Origin of the sequence: Vreelandella sulfidaeris (assembly GCF_042429665.1) — a bacterium.
Taxonomy (GTDB): Bacteria; Pseudomonadota; Gammaproteobacteria; order Pseudomonadales; family Halomonadaceae; genus Vreelandella.
Genome location: NZ_JBHMAC010000016.1, coordinates 118,122 through 136,101 on the forward strand (window position 1 = coordinate 118,122; position 17,980 = coordinate 136,101).

Here is a 17,980-nt window from a genome sequence, read left to right on the forward strand (position 1 = left end):
ATTGAAAGGGCATTAGCCTGCCCGATTTATAGGCTGCTGTCACGGGTTAACCTTAGTCCCTTACTAGCGACTATTCCATACTTTGTTTAAATCCTTGTAACACATTGACTACATTCACACCGATGGCCTCTACCGCATAACCGCCTTCCATAAGAAACACACTGGGTAGGCCCGCGTGAGCCAGGCGTTTGCCCAAGAGAGTGAAGTCTTCGCTGCTAAAGGTGAACTCACTAATCGGATCATCGACAAAGATATCGACCCCTAGCGAGACGATCAAACACTCACACTTCGCGGCATGAATACGCGCCAAGGCTTGATCCAACGCAGCCATCCAGGTGGCCACGCTCGTGCCAGGCGGCATGGGGTAGTTAACGTTAAAGCCCTCGCCTTGACCCTGACCGTGCTCATCCGCGTAGCCCGAGTAGTAAGGGAAAGTGACCTCCGGGTCGCCATGTAACGAGATAAACAGCACGTCATCGCGTTGGTAAAAGATCTGCTGGGTACCGTTACCGTGGTGAAAATCCACATCGAGAATAGCCACCCGCCCCATGCCGCTATCCAGCGCACGCTGGGCGGCAATGGCGGCGTTATTGAAAAAGCAGTAGCCCCCAAACTGATCATAAGCAGCGTGATGGCCTGGCGGCCGACATAATCCAAAGCTTGGCTCACCGGTTTTCAGGGTATGCTCCACCGCGCCGAGCGCCACGTCCTTGCTTGCCATGGCCGCTTCAAAGGTGCCTTCTGAAATCGAGGTTTCCGCTGCCAGCGCGTAGTAGCCCAGTTGACCACTGATAGCGCGCGGAATACGGTCGCCTCGCAAGGTGCGAGCAGGCCAGATATTGGGGATCGCCTCGCCCTTGTGACCAGCGGAGACCCACTCGGTCCAACAGTTAGCTAAAAACGTCACATAGTCTTTATCGTGCACCGCCTGTACCGGCGCCAGCCCATAGGCATTCGGGGTACGAATCTCGCCAAGGCCTGATTGGCGCAGCTGCTTCAGCACCAAGTCAAGACGCTCAGGGCATTCGAACGGGGTGACCAACGCCCCGTCGTGAAGCTCCGTGCGCGCCTGGCGTAAGCGACTCCCCTCTGAGTAAAACGTCAGCATGTGGGCTCCTTGATGGGTTCCTCTCGGTGATGAGAGACGGACAACGCGTTAGTGGTCTCCAATGGAACAGGCCACTGATTGGCCCAACGGCGTTTTTGAGTCGGTGTTTGCTGCTTTAGCTGGTACTCCGCCCGGCTAGCGGCCGCCCGGTCTTCAAACGGTTCAGCGCCCAGCAGTGCCACGGGTGGGTTGGCACGAGTATAACGTGCGCCTTTACCCGTGCAGTGCGCGCGGTAACGCTTGGCTAGATTATTGGTAATGCCCACGTAAGTCCCTCGCTGGCACTCGAGCAAATAAACATACCAACGATTGAGGTTAAGTTGACGAGACTCACAGGCGCTACTCATTGGCTCGCCTCTTGGTGAATTACCGCGCCCGAGGCTAGCGACCTGATAAATACTTTCAAGGCTTCCAAAGGCATCGGCTTGGCCAGTCCAAAGCCTTGGAATATATCGCATTGATACGCCATCAATCGAAGGTGTTGTTCCTCGGTTTCAACCCCTTCCGCGACTACTTGTAAGCCTAGGTGATGGGCCATGGAAATAATACCCTGAACAATGGCTGCATCATCGCTACTGTGCGTCAGCTCTTGAATAAAACTGCGGTCTATCTTCACGGTACTGATCGGCAGATCTTTCAAGTAGCTTAAACTTGAAAAACCGGTCCCGAAATCATCAATCGATACACCTACCTGCATACTGCGCAGCGCCTGGAGGGTTTCAATCGCGGCTTCGGTATTATTCATCAAAATGCCTTCGGTCAGTTCAAGCGATAATTGAGCTGGTGCTAATGCGGTATCCTGAAGAGTTTGACGCAGCGTCGAGAGAAAGTTCGTGCGATGAAACTGCAGAGGTGAAAGGTTGACGGCTACCCGCACAGACCCGAAACCAGCTTTTTTTAACGCCTGCATGTCCCTGCAAGCACGCGTAAGCACCCACTCACTAATCGGCATAATTTGTCCCGTCGTTTCCGCTAGCGGAATAAAACGTGCCGGTGAAATAAACCCTTTGGAAGGGTGTTGCCAGCGGAGCAACGCTTCTACGCTGACCAATTGGCCGTGACGATTAAGCAACGGTTGGTAGTACAGCTCGAACGCCTGGGCTTCAATCGCTTCCTGCAGATCATTACGCAACACCATGCGCTCGCTGACCGTGTCGGTAAAGGCGTGGGTAAACCATTCGTAGGCATTACGGCCCTGTTGTTTCGCTTTATACATTGCCATATCCGCCTGCTGAATCAGCGTTTTTGGCTCTAGCGTCTCCTGCTGACTTAGCGCAATGCCGATACTCGCGGTGAGATAAAGCTCCTCTCCCTCCATGCAATAAGGCCGTGCCAACACCGACAAAATGCACTCTGCAAGCTCCACCACCTGGGCTTCGTCGACAATATCGGCATGCAGAATGACAAACTCATCGCCGCCTAAGCGGGCCACTGTGTCACTGGGCGCTAACGTCGCTTGCAACCGTTTCGCGACCTCGGTCAATACCCGGTCCCCAATGGCGTGACCCAGATTATCGTTAATGGGTTTGAAATCATCCAAGTCAACGAACAACACTGCCAACCGATGCTTGCCTTGTTGCAGCAGATTAAAGCGTGCAAGCAGCGTGTCTTCAAACAGAGCACGATTGGGTAACTGGGTTAACGCATCGTGTCTCGCTTGGTAGGTTAGCTGCGCTTCGTACGCTTTATGTTTAGAAATGTCGTGCTGAACACCCACAAAATGAGTGGTGTTTCCGTCCTGGTCACGTACCGGCGAAATATAAAGATCATTCCAAAATGGCGTGCCATCCTTGCGATAATTGCATAGCGTCACGTGTATATCGCGCTGCTCATCAATGTGCTGGCGCATCTGCGCGATAATTGCAGGATCGGTTTCTGGGCCCTGTAAAAAACGACAGTTTTTACCGATAACATCTTCCTGGGTGTAGCCCGTCATATGGGTAAATGCTTTATTGGCGTACACAATCGGCATATCCGCTAAGTTGGCGTCAGCGATCAAAACACCATTGACACTGGCCTCGACGCTACGCTCAAGGGTACGTAAGCGGACTTGCTGTTCTCGGCTGGACGTCACATCTTGGGCAATTCCATAGATACCCACAATGTTGTCGTTGATACTAATGGGCAAGGCAATCACGTCTAACAGGTGATGTTGCCCGTCACGATCAATAAGAGGTAGCTCAAAGCGATTGATCTGCCCCTGCATGGCCAGTAGAAAATAATGACCGACACGCGCTATATCGTCTGCGTTAATAAAATGAGCAAAATGCTGATCAAGGATTTCGCTATTGCTATAGCCGGTGATAACCGCGCAGCGCTCATTGGCGCTAACAAAGCGGCCTTCCTGATCAAGTGAAAATACCGCATCGGGGTGATGGGTAAACAATGAACGATAACGCTGCTTGCTTTCTGCCAGTAAATGTTGCGCGGCTGTTAGCTCACGGGTACGCGCAATCCCCATTCCCACTTGTCCAAAACAGAAGGCCAACAGCCAACTCAGTAGTAACCCGCCCATGGCCACTGACACCGGCATAAAACTCATCAAGTACCAATTATAGTGAGCGCCGGGATAGGCATACAATATCAGACTGACCCCGCCCGGTAAGCCGATGCGCCGAGAGGCCAGCGCCTGCTCGGGCGTTAACAGCTGATCGGCGTTAAAGCCTGAGGGGTGCAATATAAACAGTGACTGTTCTTCTCGATTAACGCTGATTTGATAAGGGCCTAACGCCATTCTCAGTTCGTCATTGAGCAACGATGCTAGATCAAACGAGGCTAGCAGCGTTTGGGGACTGTTCAGAATAGGAGCCGCCAGCAACATACGTTCAGGTTGGTTCTCATCAGGGATGATCAGGCGGGGCTGGCTTAATGGAAAACCTAACCAATCGACAACACTTTGTTTGAGTGTCTGCTGTCGAAGCCAATATTGCTCATCAGGGGAACGTATTGTCGACCAGACGATGTGATTGTCTTCATTGAGTAGCGCTATCGCTTTTAAACTGGTCATATCACGCAGATAGTGCTGAGAATCTGTGGCTAATAAAGCGCCCTCAACGTCTCCTCCTGCTGTCTCCAGTCGCTCGGCCATGCGCTGCATTTGATTTAAGTGGGTACGCATTGCCTGCTCGGCATTGAGCTGAACATTATCGAGCAAGTAGGACGCTTGCTGATAAGCAGCCACATGTTGCTGCATGCTCAACAGCAGCCATACGACACTGCTGATGGCCACTCCGGTCAACGCCACGATCATTGTCCAGCGACCTGGATTAAGCGATGTTGATTGCTGGCGCACACCGACTGTCACCAATGCGCTTGCCAATAGCATGGCAAATACCACTACCGCCACGGGCGATGAGGAAAAAAGCGGGTTCTCGACTTCAATTCCGCTCCATAGCCGGTATATCACCACGCCGGTAAAGAGCCACAACACAATGCCTGTCGCCAACCAGCACCCGCGGCGCCTAGAGGTGGAAAACCCCATATACATACACAACGCGACTACCATTAGCACGACAGAAGCGCCGGAAGTAATTCTAAGATGGCCGGTTAACCAAGAACCCGCCTGCCCTCCCGCCCACTGGTTGTGCACTACGCTGTATACCAGTATCGCCAACAATACGCCTGCACTAAGCTGCCTTAGCCGCCGCCAGTATTGCAAGGCTGCCAGCAGCCCTATCCCGAGCAGTAAGGTGATTAAAGCGGCATCAGGTACCAGCGCCGCGGCGAATAACGATTCCTGAGCCCCCATACCCAACGCCAGCCCTGCCACTCCCATGAAAAGTAACGCGGCAGCGACCATTAAAAGCAATGTTTCCAAGGCTAAAACACGGGAATTTATCGGCATGCGCTACAGACTCCTACTTAGCACAACACTGGTTGCTAACGTTCAAACGCGATGTTCTCCGACAGTGACTGTAACAACGTGAACTGATCGTTAAGATATTCGGCATATTCATTTAGCGGACGATAATTAACCAGGGTGCCGTAGTTATGTTCAATCGTACGTGCAAGCGTTGGCTGTTCCAGGGCATATTTAAAAGCATTAGCCAAGGTTGCCAATCGCTCGGGCGGCGTTCCCAAGGGCGCAAACACGCCACGATCAGTAGAATTGACCAGGTCTATTCCCTGCTCATATAAGGTGGGGACGGTTGGCAAACCGGCTAATCTGGCCTCGCTGGCGACACCTAACGGAGTGAGCGCGTTGGCTGCAAACAAAGCATCTGCGGAAGGCTGGTTGAGCATCGCAAAATCGATCTCACCAGCCAGTAGTGCCGCCACTTGCGAACTCGTATCAGGGTAATGAATGAACGCTATATTCTCGACGGCAATGCCCGTTTGGTGAAAAAAATGCAGCCAGAAAAAATGATCCGTTGAACTAGTGATGATGCCAAACCTTAACGGCTCATCCTGCGCAGCAACGAGTGAAGGGATGTCACTCGCGAGATGTGCCTTGTGGCCTGCGTAGGTAGCGGGAATGTTGACCGTTTGGGTGAGCAAGGCAACGGGGGCAAAGGCATGATGTGAGTAAGCGGCCAGCCCCGCCAAGTAAGACAAATCGATGGTTTGGTGGCTACCTAGCAGTGTATGCCCATCGGCCCCGGCATCTTTAACGACTTGGGATCCACGGGTTGCGCCACTGCCTGCTATATTGACGACGGTAATAGGGGTATCGAGATAGTTCTGTGCCACCAAGACGATATCACGCAAAATTATATCGGTTGAACCGCCAGCGCCGAACGGCACTACCAACGTAATTTCTTTGCTGGGGAATGGCTTATCAGCCAGGGTAGCGAAACACCAAGCACACAACCCTACCCCCAAGCACCAGCAAAGCACCTTTCTTAAAGGTTTATTCACGCTCCCATTTCTCCCTTATGACCCCGCGCCAGCCCCGCCGGCGGAGTCATTATTTTGCCTTATTTTTCTTATTTAGCGATGTGTTTACTCACCGCAACATACCTTTATCTTTCGACCACTACCACACAAACATGACGAATTGCGTCCTGGTTTTAAGCGCGTCACGACTGGTTCTCCGCTTACATACAGCCAGCGCTTTTCGGCGTAGCTAAACTGGGATATTTCTTCCAACACATGCCACTGGTGTCTCTCACGAAAATAAGCCTGGAAATGTACCTGACCGCTCTCAGCTACCGCTTTTTCAGCATTGATAATTAATAGTTTTTTCCACTCAGCTTCAGTATCAAGCGCCAGTTCTTTAGGGCGTGTTGAGGGGTGCCACGTCGCTAACAAGTAATCATTGAGACCTAACACAAAAGCCGAATAGCGCGAGCGCATCAAGGCCTCGGGGGTGGGTGCTAACTCGCCTTGATGATAACGACCACAACACAGTTCAAGCGAAAAACCGCTTCCACACGGACAACTTACATTTGTAATATCGGTCATAATAAAAAACTCTTAAACATAATTTATGCTTAGCCTAACCGATAACACCATAGGCGTCGTTCAACGCGCCGTCGTTTTGTTTCGATATTTACGCTACGTTAGGTATATAGTAGTGGGGCAATATATTTAGACGACGGAGTACGAATCACGATTGATCATTCTTTCCAAAATTTTTGGAGGTTCTCCTATGAAGGTCTTTAAACCGGAATGGCAGTGCACGTTTAGCGTAAACGAAGGCGCGGAAGAATCAGCAACTTGGAAAGAGAAAATAGCGTGGCGACTCAGGGGAGTGGCGGATCGATTGGAAGGCGGCGGACGTACGGTAAAAATTGACTACCGGGTAACACCAGCCGTCAGCCAACAGGAAGTCGATACTTGCCTAGGCAAGGGCTTTGAAGTCACTCAGCGCCTGCTAACGCAATTGGCCCAACAGCAAGCGTGCGAAGATGTAATGCGCCATGCCAAAGCTGAGTTGTTTGAACAACACCCCCAGCACTGACACGTTATAAAAGTAGCAGCAAAAAAATCTCGCCCCTAACCGGGGCGAGATTTTTTTATAGAGGGATCACAACGTTACCCAAAAAACCGCTGACGACTCGGCCAACCAAGCGTTTATGCAGGTTTCTCAAGCGCTTTACCCATCTTCTCCAAGAAATTCTCACACGTTTCAAGCTGCTCAATGTCGATATATTCATCCGGTTGGTGCGCCTGGGCAATACTGCCAGGGCCAAGAATAATCGTTTGTAAGCCTTGCCCCTGGAACTGCCCGGCCTCAGTGGCGTACGCCACCGCATGGTTGCAGCAGGCGGTGGGCAAATGATCCTTGGCCAAGCGTAATACCTGGTCGTTATCGCGGTCGGCAAGCCCCGGCACCGTCACGTTCAACGCCTCGGTAGTGATGTCCACCGTCTTGCCCTTGGCGTTAAGCTCCTGGGTTAAATGCTCGCAATAGGCCTCAAAACGCGCGTATATTTCGTCGAAGGTGTCGGTTGGCAGGTGGCGTATTTCCCACTCGAACTGGCATTCCCGCGCCATGATATTAATCGCCGTACCGCCCTTGATTTTACCCACATGCAGGCTGGTATGGGGCACGTTGAACGCTTCATCGATGCGCCCTTCGTCCACCAACGCCGCCATTGTGTCTTCGATAAACGTGACCAGCCTAGCGGCCACATGAATCGCCGATGTTCCCTGATTGACCTGGCTGCTATGCGCTTCGCTGCCAATGACCGTCGTACGTAGATTGGTCGCGCCTTTTTGTGCCACCACTGGCTGCATGCTGGTCGGCTCACCCACAATCACGTGGGCCGTCGTGGAGTAGTGTTCGTAGAAGTGCTTAATCAACGCGGGCGCGCCCACACAGCCAATCTCTTCGTCGTAGGAAAAACCAAAGTAGATAGGCTGTTTAAGTGGCGCCTTGACCCAAGTAGGCACCAGCGCCAATGCACAGGCAATAAACCCCTTCATATCGCAGGTGCCCCGGCCGTAAAGCTTGCCGTCCTGACCGTCGTGAAGGGTAAACGGATCGGTCGACCAGGGCTGACCGGCGACCGGCACGACATCGGTGTGTCCCGAGAGCATCACGCCGCCGGGGGCACTAGGGCCGATACGGGCGATCAAATTGGCTTTGGTGCCGCACGGACTCATTACGCGCTCAGCGCTGACCCCATGTTCAGCTAAATAGGATTCGACGAACGCGATGAGCGCCAGATTGGATTCGCTGGACGTGGTATCAAAGGCGACCAGTTTTTCGAGCAGAGTAATGGCAGAAGACATGGTGTTCTCATTTTAAAATAGCTTATCAACATAGCCTGACCGCTACCCTAACACCCCCTCAACATCACGCCTACTCGGTCTGCTTTTCAGTCCAGACCGCGCGCTCTGTCATCGGGCGTTCATAGCGCATTCATCAAAACGTCATCGTTACTTTCTAATGTTCACTGTACTTAACCATGTTCCTAATAACCATGTTCCTAATAACCATTTTCCTAATAACCATGTACCTAGTGACGATGTTGCTAGAAACCATGCTGCTAGGAACCATGCTGCTAGGAACCATAGTGCCAGTACCGTTTTTTCAAAACGCGCATGTCACAACCACGGATCTAGAAAGCCCAGATCTTGAAAACACAGTCTGCTACCTGACGACCGTCAGGCGCCAAAGGAGCCTTTATGTCTCATTTTACGTTACGCGCCCTGTCCGCTGGCATTGCCGCGGCAAGCCTTAGCCTGTCTGCACAGGCTGCCACCGAGATCACCTGGTGGCACTCCATGGGAGGGGAGCTGGGTGAACGTCTTGGCGCTATCGCCGAAGACTTTAACGCTTCGCAAGATGAGTATCAGGTAACCCCCTCTTACCGTGGTGAGTATGAACAGACCATGGTCAATACCATTGCCGCCTTCCGTGCAGGTGAGCAGCCGCACCTCGTGCAAATTTATGAAGTTGGCACCGGCACCATGATGGCCGCCCAAGGCGCTATCTATCCGGTTTATGAGCTGATGGAAGCGCACGGTAACGACTTTGATCCGTCCGACTATCTCTCTGTTGTCACCGGCTATTACACCGATACCGACGGCAACATGCTGTCCATGCCGTTCAACTCGTCAACGCCGATTCTGTATTACAACAAGGACATCTTCGCAGCGGCTGGCCTGGACCCCGAAACACCGCCCACCACCTGGGCCGAAATGGGCGAAATGAGCCAACAGATTCTGGATGAAGGCGCAGCATCATGCGGCTTTACCATGGCCTACGCAGCTAACTGGGTGGGACTTGAGAACTTCTCGGCACTGCACAATAAGCCAGTCGGTACCCTTGAAAACGGCTTCGGTGGGCTGGAAACCGAATTCAATTTTAATGGCGACCTTCAAGCTCGCTTTTGGGATCAGCTAAAAGAGTGGAGCGACAGCGGCATTTATAGCTACGCCGGCCCAGCCAATGGTCCGGATGCAGCGCCCTCGTTCTACTCAAGCGACTGCGCCATGTACATGAACTCCTCCGCCTCGCGTGCCGATGTATTGGCCAACTCAGACTTCGAGGTCGGTTTCGGCATGCTGCCTATCTACGCTGATGTTGATGGCGCGCCGCAAAACTCGATTATTGGCGGCGCCACCCTGTGGGTGCTTGCTGGCCATGAGGAGAACGAGTACGCAGGCGTTGCCGAGTTCCTGGAGTATCTCTCCTTGCCGGAAGTACAGGCCGAGTGGCACCAGGGTACTGGCTACTTGCCGATTACCACGGCAGCTTATGAGCTCAGCCAGGAGCAGGGCTACTACGACGAGAATCCGGGTTCAGATATCGCCATCGAACAGATCAATCTGAATGAGCCGACCGAGAACTCCAAAGGCCTGCGCTTTGGTAACTATACTCAGGTGCGCATGATCCTGGATGAAGAGTTCCAGGCTGTCCTGTCGGGTAGCAAGAGCGGTCAGGAAGCGCTGGATGATGCCGTTCGCCGCGGTAATCAGATTCTGCGCGACTTTGAAGCGGCCAATAACTAAGCTCGCACCGCTTCGCTAACAAGCCCCGGCTATTAATAGCCGGGGCTTGTGCTATGCCCACCATCCCATAGGCCTGGCAGCGGCCGGGGCTATGGGATGGCTTACTTCTCGGCTCGGTTAGCGGCCGTCAGACAGGATGTACCATGCAGACCAAACGCTCCACCTATCAGAACCGGTGGTTACCCTTTTTCCTTCTCGCGCCGCAGCTAGCCATTACGCTGATCTTTTTTATCTGGCCAGCGAGTCAGGCGGTCAAATCAAGCTTTGAGCGCACCGACGCGTTCGGCTTTAAAACGACCTTTGTCGGCCTGGATAACTACGCGCGTATTTTGTCAGACCCCAGCTACCTGAACGCACTGGGCCGCACCGCCATTTTCGCAGTCTCGGTCACCGCGCTTTCCATGGGCACCGCTCTTTTGCTGGCCATTTGCGTCAATCGCGTACTGCGCTCCTCCAAGTTCTACACCACCCTGCTGGTCTGGCCCTACGCGGTCGCCCCGGTGGTCGCCGGGGTCCTGTGGTGGTTTATGTTTAACCCTACGATTGGTTTGCTCCCGCACATGCTCGATTGGTTTGGCATCAGTTGGAACCATCGCGTGTCGGGCACCCAGGCGATGATATTAATTACCATCGCCGCCGCCTGGAAGCAGATCTCTTACAACTTTCTATTCTTCCTGGCAGGGCTTCAGTCGGTTCCGCAATCATTAATTGAGGCGGCCGCCATCGACGGCGCCACGCCGTCCAAGCGCTTCTGGAGCATCGTGTTTCCGCTTTTATCGCCCACCACGTTCTTTCTGCTGATCATCAATATTAACTATGTGATGTTCGAGACCTTTGGGGTGATCGATGCCACCACAGGAGGTGGCCCCGATCAAGCCACCATGACGCTGGTGTATAAGATCTACACCGATGGGGTCGCGGGCCTCAACATCGGCTCCTCCGCGGCCCAGTCGGTGCTGCTGATGGGTATCGTGATTTTCCTGACGTTCATCCAGTTCCGATACGTGGAACGCCGGGTTAACTACTAGCGCTTAAGGATTTGAATATGGTTGAAAATCGCCCCTTTACCAATGTGTTAACGCATCTGGTGCTGATCATTGGTGTGCTGGTGGTAGCGTTTCCGGTCTATGTCGCGTTTATCGCCTCGACCCACGAATCTAGCGCTTTCGTACGCGGTGTGCTGCCACTGCTTCCCGGCGATAACATGCTCGCCACCTACCACCAGATGCTCAGTGCCGGCTGGCAAGTCGGCGGTGCACCGCCAGTTTGGCTGATGCTGGGTAACTCGATGATCATGGCGCTGACGATCGCCATCGGCAAAATCGCTATCTCGATCATCTCCGCCTTTGCGATTGTCTATTTCCGCTTTCCGTTTCGCATGCTGGCCTTCTGGATTATTTTCATCACCCTGATGCTTCCGGTTGAAGTACGCATCATCCCCACCTATGCCGTGGTGGCCGACCTGGGCATGCTGAACTCCTACGCCGGGCTGACGCTTCCGTTGATTGCCTCTGCCACCGCCACCTTTCTGTTCCGCCAGTTCTTCATGACCGTACCCGAAGAGCTGATGGAAGCCAGCCGGGTGGATGGCGCGGGCCCCATGAAGTTCTTCAAGGACATTCTGTTGCCGGTCTCGATCACCAATATCGCCGCACTCTTCGTGATCATGTTTATTTACGGCTGGGTTCAGTACCTCTGGCCGCTGCTCGTCACCACCCAGGAAGACTATTACACCATCGTGTTGGGCATAAAGCGCTTGATGGCATCGTCGGACCGCGTACCCGCCTGGAACTTGATCATGGCGACGGTCACGCTTGCCATGCTTCCCCCTGTATTGGTGGTGCTGTTTATGCAACGACTATTTGTGAAAGGCCTGACCGAGACGGAGAAATAAGATGGCCAGTATTACCTTGGAAGGGCTTAAAAAAACCTACGCAGGCGATGTGCAGGCCGTCAAAGGCATTGATCTTGAGATACAAGATGGTGAATTTGTCGTGCTGGTGGGCCCCTCGGGCTGCGGCAAGTCCACACTGCTGCGCATGGTGGCGGGGCTTGAAACCATCACCGACGGCACGCTCAAGATTGGCGAGCGGGTGGTGAACAAGCTGGAGCCAGCCGAGCGCGATATCGCCATGGTGTTTCAGAACTATGCGCTCTATCCGCACATGACGGTGTACAACAATCTGGCTTACGGGCTTAAAAACCGCGGATTCAAAAAGCCGGCGATCGAGGAGCGCGTGCGCAAGGCAGCCAAGATGCTCGAAATTGAGGAGTACCTTGAACGCAAGCCGCGTAAGCTTTCTGGCGGCCAACGGCAGCGGGTGGCCATGGGGCGCGCCTTGGTGCGCGAGCCGGAAGCATTCTTATTTGACGAGCCACTCTCCAACCTGGACGCCAAGCTGCGCGTGCAGATGCGCGTCGAGATCAAGCAACTGCAGCGGCGTTTGAAAACCACCAGCCTCTACGTCACCCACGACCAGCTCGAAGCCATGACGCTGGGCGACCGTCTTGTCGTACTCAACGGCGGCCAGATCGAGCAGATTGGCACTCCCATGGAGATCTACGCCCGTCCAGCGTCAATGTTTGTGGCCGGGTTTATCGGCTCGCCCGCGATGAACATGCTGCCCATTGACTATCTACAGGCACGCGGCGCTACCGAGTTACTGGCAGGGTTGCCAACGAATACCGATATTATCGGTATTCGTCCCGATGACATGCGCCTATCGCCCCCCGATGCCCCCCACCTGACCGTCGACTCGACGCTTGAGCTTTATGAAGCGGCCGGGGCCGAAAGCCATCTTTACGTACGCCTGGCTGGTAGCGACCAACCCACGGTGATTCGAGTCAGCGGCCAGCCGCCAGTAAAGGAAGGTGAAACGCTACGCTTTTTTGTGACCCGCGAAGCGCTTCATCCGTTTAATAGTAAAACGGGCAAACGTACGGGTTAGCGCAGCTGCCCGCCTACTGGCGGGCGATATCCACAATGCGCCCTTCTACCGTGGGCGCGACCTCTTGTCGTGCCACCATATAGTCACGTAGCATCTCCCAGTCGGTATTGCCGACGATGGTGCTGCGGTCGTCGTCGAAAGCCGCTTCGAGTGCGGTATGGCTATCACCGCCTGCGGCGGTAAAGTTGTTGGTGGCGATGATGTAGCTACGCTCGGGAATGACCTCCTGCAGCTCGTCGTTTTGCGTTACCTTCAGGCTTATTACCCGCTCGCCGGCCGGTTCGCGGCTGTCGTATACCACCTCAGTGCCGCGGGAGACCTGTAGAAAAGCGCCGCTCTCTTCAGGAGCACTGGCCAGTGCAATCTCGAAGGTTTCCAAAAGCTCTGCGCCGGTCACGTTCATTAACGTAAGGCGATTGCCGAAGGGCTGTACAGCGATCAGCTCGCCCACGCTGACATCGCCTGCGGCAATAGGCTCACGGATGCCACCGCCATTCTGAATGGCGAGTACGGTTTGCGGTTCGACGCGACGGGCGGCTTCTAACTGGCCATCGGCAATCAAGTTGCCCAGCGCCGTTTCGTCGGCGCGCACGCTTTGTGCGTCACCTTTGCCGTGGCGGGGGTTGGGGAGCGTCGCAGCTAAATGCGCGCCTATCCGGGTATCACGCACTTCTTCAATCTGTGCGGTGTAGGGCGCCAGCATCTCAGCAGCCTTAGCATCAGGCTCGCGCTCCTCAGAAGCGAGTAGTTCGCCGCTGGCATCCGTCACGACGCCTTCGTCATCAAAGGTAACCTGCATCACCCCCAGGTACTTGCCGTACTCGTTCGCCTGGCCAATCACCGTCGGCGCCTTGGACTCGCCCAGGTCGTTTTCGGCCACCATGACGGGGGATTCCAGACGTGTATGGCTGTGCCCGCCGATAATCACATCAATGCCATCCACGTGCTGGGCCAGTAGCATGTCATTGCCCACGCCGGGGTCGCTTTCAAAACCCAGGTGAGTGAGCGCGACGATCTTATTAATCCCCTGCGCTTCAAACTCGGCCACCATGGCCTCGGCCGCTTCACGGTAGTCGCCAATCGTAACGTTGCCGGGGCTTGAGATCGTCTCACTGGCCTGCGTACTCAGCCCAAAAATGCCGACTCTCTCGCCGCCATGCTCCACTACAATGCCATCATAAAGGTGGCCAGCCTTAGGCTCGGCGCTGATCGATTCGCCCAGCAATGTTGCAAATTCAGGCGATGTGGAAAAATCCAGATTGGCGCCCAGGATGGGGAAGTCAGCCGCAGCGAAGAACTCAGCCAGTGCCTGATGGCCAGTTTCAGGATCGCCCAGGTCAAACTCATGATTACCGGGCACAAACGCGTCGTACCCCATCAGGTTCATGAACTCGATCGCATCGCTGCCCTGAAACTCATTAAAATATAGCGTGCCTGAAAACACGTCTCCCGCATCCAGTAACAAACCATCCCCAAACTGTTCCCGCGCTTCGGCCAGCGTCGTTATTAGCTGGGGATAGTGGTCGCTGCGACCATGCAGGTCATTGGTATGAAATAGCGTGAGGGTGTAGTGATCAGCAAACGCAGGCGGCACAGCCAATAGCAGCACGGTACCTAGCGCCATTCCTTCGCGATGAATACGCATCTTGAGAGTTCCTTTACCGATGAGGGTTATGAATAACCTAACATCATTTAAAAACATTAAACTTACATAACAACGGTGAAGAAAAAAGCGCGGCATCTCATTAATTTAACCCTATATATCTATTAGCATTTTCGGAACATGCCAATAGTGGTTGAGGGCAGATCCCGTCAGCCTGTTCCTCGTTAGTTAAATAACCGCGATTTTGACAAGTGCGCTGCATCTCCTAGTCTTTGGGGGGATACGACGAAAGATTAATGCTCAACAAACAAGGATGCTGTTGATATGAAATATCGTCCGTTAGGTAATTCAGGTTTATTGGTATCAGAAATGGTGCTTGGCACCGTCCCGTTTGGCGGCAGTGGTGGCTTCGAGAAAGCCGCCAGTGTTGATGTAGAGGGCGCGCGCCGGCTAATTGATATCGCTGCTGATTCAGGGGTGAATTTGATTGATACCGCCGATCTCTACTCGATGGGAGAAGCCGAGGAGATCGTCGGTAAAACGCTCGGCGATAAGCGTCAGGATATGATCCTGGCCTCTAAGGCGCGCAGTCCACTGGGAGACAACCCCAATAACAGTGGCTTCTCACGCTATCACTTAATCCGTGCCTGCGAAGCGAGCCTTAAACGTCTGAATACGGATCACATTGATCTTTATCAGATTCATAATTGGGACGGCGTTACCCCCATCGAAGAGATGCTGTACGCGCTGGACCACCTTGTACATAGCGGTAAGATTCGCTACTACGGCACGTCTAACTTCACTGGTTGGCAGATGATGAAAACCATCGGTAAAGCCGAGCTTCACAACCTGCCTGGCCCTATTAGCCAACAGATTTACTACACGCCTGAGTCGCGCGAGGCTGAGTATGAACTGATGCCGCTGGCGATCGACCAGAATATCGGCACGCTGGTATGGGGGCCGCTTGGTGAAGGGCTGTTTAACGGTAAGGTACGCCGAGGCCAAAAAGCACCGGAAGGTACTCGTCAGGGCAACGGCTGGCCCGAGCCTTATGTGCATGATATGGAGCGCGCCTACGATATTATCGAGCTGCTGGCGGAGATTGGCGACGCCCATAATGCCTCCATCCCACGCACGTGCCTTGCTTGGCTGAAAGACCGTCCGGGGGTGACATCGCTCATTGTTGGGGCACGCAATGAAGATCACTTGAATGATAACCTGGCAGCAACGGAGCTTTCGCTGAGTCAGGAAGAGATTGAGCGTATTGAAGCCGCGACACGTCCGGCGCCGCAATACCCGTACTGGCACCGCGTGGTGGCGGGTATGGATCGCATTGATAAAGCGGAGCAGCCGTTTATCGACAACTACCGTAAAACGATCGATAACCGTAATGACGAGCGTTAATCAGCTCATCCTTACCGTGAACCAGTATCTATTTAACGACCATTCATAAACCTATTTATGTCGGTATGGGTCGCCCATACCGACATAAAGCCCATAAAATGTTATTAAAAGTAACTTAAAAGAGCTGTTTTTATTTTAATAACCGCTTCTTAACGCACGCTTTTAAAATGCCCTGCCTACCCCGCCCCCTGAATGTTAACTTTTGTTGTTTATTTAAATAAATAACGACGCCTCTTTCTATGCTAAACACATTAGAGCATGTCATCAGTTGTTCACATGTTTGACTCGGCAGTGTCACTGCCGCTGCCCACACTGCATAAAAACGTGATAAAGGAAGGGATCGCTAATGCGGCTCTGCATCGTTAGTGAAACATGGTCACCGGATATCAATGGCGTTGCCCATACACTGAGTCGATTAAGCGATGAACTAAATTGGCAAGACGTGCCAGTGGATGTTATTCGTCCTCGCCCTCGAGCCGATGGCAAGGCGTCGGGCATTAACAATGAACTGCAAGTACAACGACTTGCCCTGCCCGGTTACTCCGATGTTCAGGTAGGATTGGTAAGACCCGCCACACTGCGTCATTTTTGGCGCCAACATCGCCCCGACGTTATTTATTTAGCGACTCAAGGGCCGCTGGGATGGGCAGCTCGCCGAGCAGCACAACAGCTCAATATTCCGCTGGTCGCAGGCTGGCACACTAATTTTGACCATTATTGCGAAGACTATGGCGTGACATGGTTAGCTCCCACGGCTCGCCGCTATCTGCGTTATTTTCATAATGGTTGTGGGTTAACGCTGGTGCCCACCCAGCAACAAGCGACGGCGCTTGAGCATCAGGGAATTCACGATGTTCATGTGTTATCACGTGGGCTGGACGGTGAGCGCTTCTCCCCCTCTCACCGTGATGCCCAATTACGCCAGCGCTGGGGCGTCAGCGAACATCAACCGGTTGCATTATATGTTGGCCGCTTAGCTGCAGAAAAGAATCTCACACTGCTGCACGAAAGCTTCCAAGCCATGCGCGAAGTACGCCCTGATATAGCACAGGTGATCGTCGGCGATGGGCCCGCTCGGGCCCAGTTGGAAAAGTCGTTGCCCGATGCCCATTTCACCGGTTTTGTAGGCCAAGAAGCGCTCGCTCGCCACTATGCCAGCGCCGATTTGTTTATTTTCCCTTCACTTTCTGAAACCTGGGGCAATGTGGTGGCAGAGGCCATGGCCAGTGGTTTAGCCGTGGTGGCCTATCACCACGCGGCCAGTGCCGAACTGATCACGAGTGGTCATAACGGTATCACCGTACCCGCTGGGGATAGTGCTGCCTTCCAACAGGCCGCGGTGGAACTTTGCCAGCATCCAGCCGATTACTCTCGTTTAGGTCGGGTAGCCCGCTTACGCGCACTTGAGCAAAGCTGGAAGGGAATTGCCGAGCAGTTTTTGCAGTACTTACAACAAGCCCAGGAGGCTCATCATGCGACCGCGACCGCTTGTGGTATTCGACCGTCTTGACCTACTGGAGTGGCAACTCTGCCAGCGCGTATCGCGTCTATCGCTCTACCGCCCCTGGCGACTCACTCTGCAAGCCGCTAGTCGTTTAGGTGATTGGCCCGTTTGGGTGTTGCTCATTCTCGCTCAGCCTTGGCTTCAGCCTGACGGCGCCTGGCGAGTCATGCAGTACACGGTTATTGCACTGCTTGCTGTGGCTGTTTATCGACTGGTAAAAACGCGCCTGTGCCGTGAGCGGCCCTTCATCACCTATGAGGGGGGCATTGAGTGCTGTGAACCTGCACGTGATCGCTATAGTTTTCCCAGCGGCCATACCATGCATGCGGTGATGTTTAGTGTACTGGTAGCAGCTCACACGCCATGGCTGCTACCGGTGGTATTACCGTTAACGCTGCTGATTGCCATTTCCCGTGTTGGGCTAGGGCTTCATTACGTTAGCGACGTACTGGCGGGTGCTGCCTTAGGCTATGCGTTTGCTCTACTCAGCCTTTACTGGATGGGCTAAC

15 protein-coding genes are annotated in these 17,980 nt (G+C 53.7%); 8 read left to right on the forward strand and 7 right to left on the reverse strand.

The genetic code is table 11. The features are described from left to right. Positions 1-70: 70 nt before the first annotated feature. From ACFFLD_RS19095 to ACFFLD_RS19115, 5 genes are all read right to left on the reverse strand, one after another. A complete protein-coding gene (locus ACFFLD_RS19095; RefSeq protein WP_386043099.1) occupies positions 71-1,108 on the reverse strand; it encodes a histone deacetylase family protein in 1,038 nt (345 codons plus the stop codon). Further along, positions 1,102-1,455 (reverse strand): GIY-YIG nuclease family protein, encoded by a 354-nt coding sequence (locus ACFFLD_RS19100; protein ID WP_386043100.1) that lies wholly within the window; start codon positions 1,453-1,455, stop codon positions 1,102-1,104. Before ACFFLD_RS19100 ends, ACFFLD_RS19095 begins: the two co-directional genes overlap by 7 nt. Then, the gene (locus ACFFLD_RS19105) at positions 1,452-4,952 is read right to left on the reverse strand and encodes a putative bifunctional diguanylate cyclase/phosphodiesterase (RefSeq protein ID WP_386043101.1); all 3,501 of its coding nucleotides are present in this window, start codon (positions 4,950-4,952) and stop codon (positions 1,452-1,454) included. The genes ACFFLD_RS19100 and ACFFLD_RS19105 overlap by 4 nt, the downstream gene beginning before the upstream one ends. Positions 4,953-4,987: 35 nt before the next feature. Beyond that, positions 4,988-5,965 carry a Bug family tripartite tricarboxylate transporter substrate binding protein gene (locus ACFFLD_RS19110; RefSeq protein ID WP_386043102.1) on the reverse strand — a complete coding sequence of 326 codons (978 nt, stop codon included), beginning with the start codon at positions 5,963-5,965 and terminating at the stop codon, positions 4,988-4,990. An 84-nt stretch (positions 5,966-6,049) separates the two neighbouring features. Continuing rightward, entirely contained in the window at positions 6,050-6,511 is a 462-nt protein-coding gene (locus ACFFLD_RS19115) for a YchJ family protein (protein ID WP_386043103.1), read from the reverse strand. A gap of 187 nt (positions 6,512-6,698) precedes the next feature. Here ACFFLD_RS19115 and ACFFLD_RS19120 point away from each other — a divergent pair, with 187 nt between their 5' ends. Further along, positions 6,699-7,010: a hypothetical protein gene (locus tag ACFFLD_RS19120; protein WP_022520780.1), complete on the forward strand. Its 312-nt coding sequence runs from the start codon at positions 6,699-6,701 to the stop codon at positions 7,008-7,010. Between the two features lie 113 nt (positions 7,011-7,123). Here ACFFLD_RS19120 and argE read toward each other — a convergent pair whose 3' ends face one another. Further along, positions 7,124-8,287, reverse strand: a complete 1,164-nt coding sequence (gene argE / locus ACFFLD_RS19125) for an acetylornithine deacetylase (protein WP_386043104.1) — start codon at positions 8,285-8,287, stop codon at positions 7,124-7,126. Between the two features lie 396 nt (positions 8,288-8,683). Between argE and ugpB the strand changes: the two genes are divergently transcribed. The 4 genes from ugpB (at position 8,684) to ACFFLD_RS19145 (ending at position 12,960) form a co-directional block, all read left to right on the forward strand. Next, positions 8,684-10,012: a sn-glycerol-3-phosphate ABC transporter substrate-binding protein UgpB gene (gene ugpB, locus ACFFLD_RS19130; RefSeq protein WP_386043105.1), complete on the forward strand. Its 1,329-nt coding sequence runs from the start codon at positions 8,684-8,686 to the stop codon at positions 10,010-10,012. A gap of 143 nt (positions 10,013-10,155) precedes the next feature. Next, the gene (gene ugpA, locus ACFFLD_RS19135; RefSeq protein WP_386043106.1) at positions 10,156-11,040 is read left to right on the forward strand and encodes a sn-glycerol-3-phosphate ABC transporter permease UgpA; all 885 of its coding nucleotides are present in this window, start codon (positions 10,156-10,158) and stop codon (positions 11,038-11,040) included. Positions 11,041-11,057: 17 nt separating this feature from the next. Then, positions 11,058-11,906, forward strand: coding sequence for a sn-glycerol-3-phosphate ABC transporter permease UgpE (gene ugpE / locus ACFFLD_RS19140; RefSeq protein WP_386043107.1), 849 nt, complete (start codon positions 11,058-11,060; stop codon positions 11,904-11,906). 1 nt (position 11,907) lies between these two features. After that, complete coding sequence (locus ACFFLD_RS19145; protein WP_386043108.1) at positions 11,908-12,960, forward strand: sn-glycerol-3-phosphate import ATP-binding protein UgpC; 1,053 nt, start codon at positions 11,908-11,910, stop codon at positions 12,958-12,960. Between the two features lie 13 nt (positions 12,961-12,973). Here the strand turns inward: ACFFLD_RS19145 and ACFFLD_RS19150 are convergent, their stop codons facing one another. Further along, a complete protein-coding gene (locus tag ACFFLD_RS19150) occupies positions 12,974-14,605 on the reverse strand; it encodes a bifunctional metallophosphatase/5'-nucleotidase (RefSeq protein WP_386043109.1) in 1,632 nt (543 codons plus the stop codon). Between the two features lie 282 nt (positions 14,606-14,887). On the opposite strand from ACFFLD_RS19150, the gene ACFFLD_RS19155 reads away from it, so the two are divergent. The 3 genes from ACFFLD_RS19155 (at position 14,888) to ACFFLD_RS19165 (ending at position 17,979) form a co-directional block, all read left to right on the forward strand. Further along, the gene (locus tag ACFFLD_RS19155; RefSeq protein ID WP_386043110.1) at positions 14,888-15,967 is read left to right on the forward strand and encodes an aldo/keto reductase; all 1,080 of its coding nucleotides are present in this window, start codon (positions 14,888-14,890) and stop codon (positions 15,965-15,967) included. A gap of 346 nt (positions 15,968-16,313) precedes the next feature. Further along, positions 16,314-17,477, forward strand: coding sequence for a glycosyltransferase family 4 protein (locus ACFFLD_RS19160; protein ID WP_386043111.1), 1,164 nt, complete (start codon positions 16,314-16,316; stop codon positions 17,475-17,477). Continuing rightward, positions 17,440-17,979 carry a phosphatase PAP2 family protein gene (locus ACFFLD_RS19165; RefSeq protein ID WP_386043112.1) on the forward strand — a complete coding sequence of 180 codons (540 nt, stop codon included), beginning with the start codon at positions 17,440-17,442 and terminating at the stop codon, positions 17,977-17,979. The genes ACFFLD_RS19160 and ACFFLD_RS19165 overlap by 38 nt, the downstream gene beginning before the upstream one ends. The last annotated feature ends 1 nt before the right edge of the window (position 17,980 follow it).

What these genes read in the sequence shown, in the direction of transcription:
- ACFFLD_RS19160 (WP_386043111.1), top strand. Translation starts at nt 16,314, where the DNA reads ATGCGGCTCTGCATCGTTAGTGAAACATGGTCACCGGATATCAATGGC.
- ugpE (WP_386043107.1), top strand. Translation starts at nt 11,058, where the DNA reads ATGGTTGAAAATCGCCCCTTTACCAATGTGTTAACGCATCTGGTGCTG.
- ACFFLD_RS19095 (WP_386043099.1), bottom strand. Translation starts at nt 1,108, where the DNA reads ATGCTGACGTTTTACTCAGAGGGGAGTCGCTTACGCCAGGCGCGCACG.
- ACFFLD_RS19105 (WP_386043101.1), bottom strand. Translation starts at nt 4,952, where the DNA reads ATGCCGATAAATTCCCGTGTTTTAGCCTTGGAAACATTGCTTTTAATG.
- ACFFLD_RS19150 (WP_386043109.1), bottom strand. Translation starts at nt 14,605, where the DNA reads ATGCGTATTCATCGCGAAGGAATGGCGCTAGGTACCGTGCTGCTATTG.
- ACFFLD_RS19100 (WP_386043100.1), bottom strand. Translation starts at nt 1,455, where the DNA reads ATGAGTAGCGCCTGTGAGTCTCGTCAACTTAACCTCAATCGTTGGTAT.
- ACFFLD_RS19155 (WP_386043110.1), top strand. Translation starts at nt 14,888, where the DNA reads ATGAAATATCGTCCGTTAGGTAATTCAGGTTTATTGGTATCAGAAATG.
- ugpB (WP_386043105.1), top strand. Translation starts at nt 8,684, where the DNA reads ATGTCTCATTTTACGTTACGCGCCCTGTCCGCTGGCATTGCCGCGGCA.
- ACFFLD_RS19115 (WP_386043103.1), bottom strand. Translation starts at nt 6,511, where the DNA reads ATGACCGATATTACAAATGTAAGTTGTCCGTGTGGAAGCGGTTTTTCG.
- ugpA (WP_386043106.1), top strand. Translation starts at nt 10,156, where the DNA reads ATGCAGACCAAACGCTCCACCTATCAGAACCGGTGGTTACCCTTTTTC.
- ACFFLD_RS19145 (WP_386043108.1), top strand. Translation starts at nt 11,908, where the DNA reads ATGGCCAGTATTACCTTGGAAGGGCTTAAAAAAACCTACGCAGGCGAT.
- argE (WP_386043104.1), bottom strand. Translation starts at nt 8,287, where the DNA reads ATGTCTTCTGCCATTACTCTGCTCGAAAAACTGGTCGCCTTTGATACC.
- ACFFLD_RS19165 (WP_386043112.1), top strand. Translation starts at nt 17,440, where the DNA reads ATGCGACCGCGACCGCTTGTGGTATTCGACCGTCTTGACCTACTGGAG.
- ACFFLD_RS19120 (WP_022520780.1), top strand. Translation starts at nt 6,699, where the DNA reads ATGAAGGTCTTTAAACCGGAATGGCAGTGCACGTTTAGCGTAAACGAA.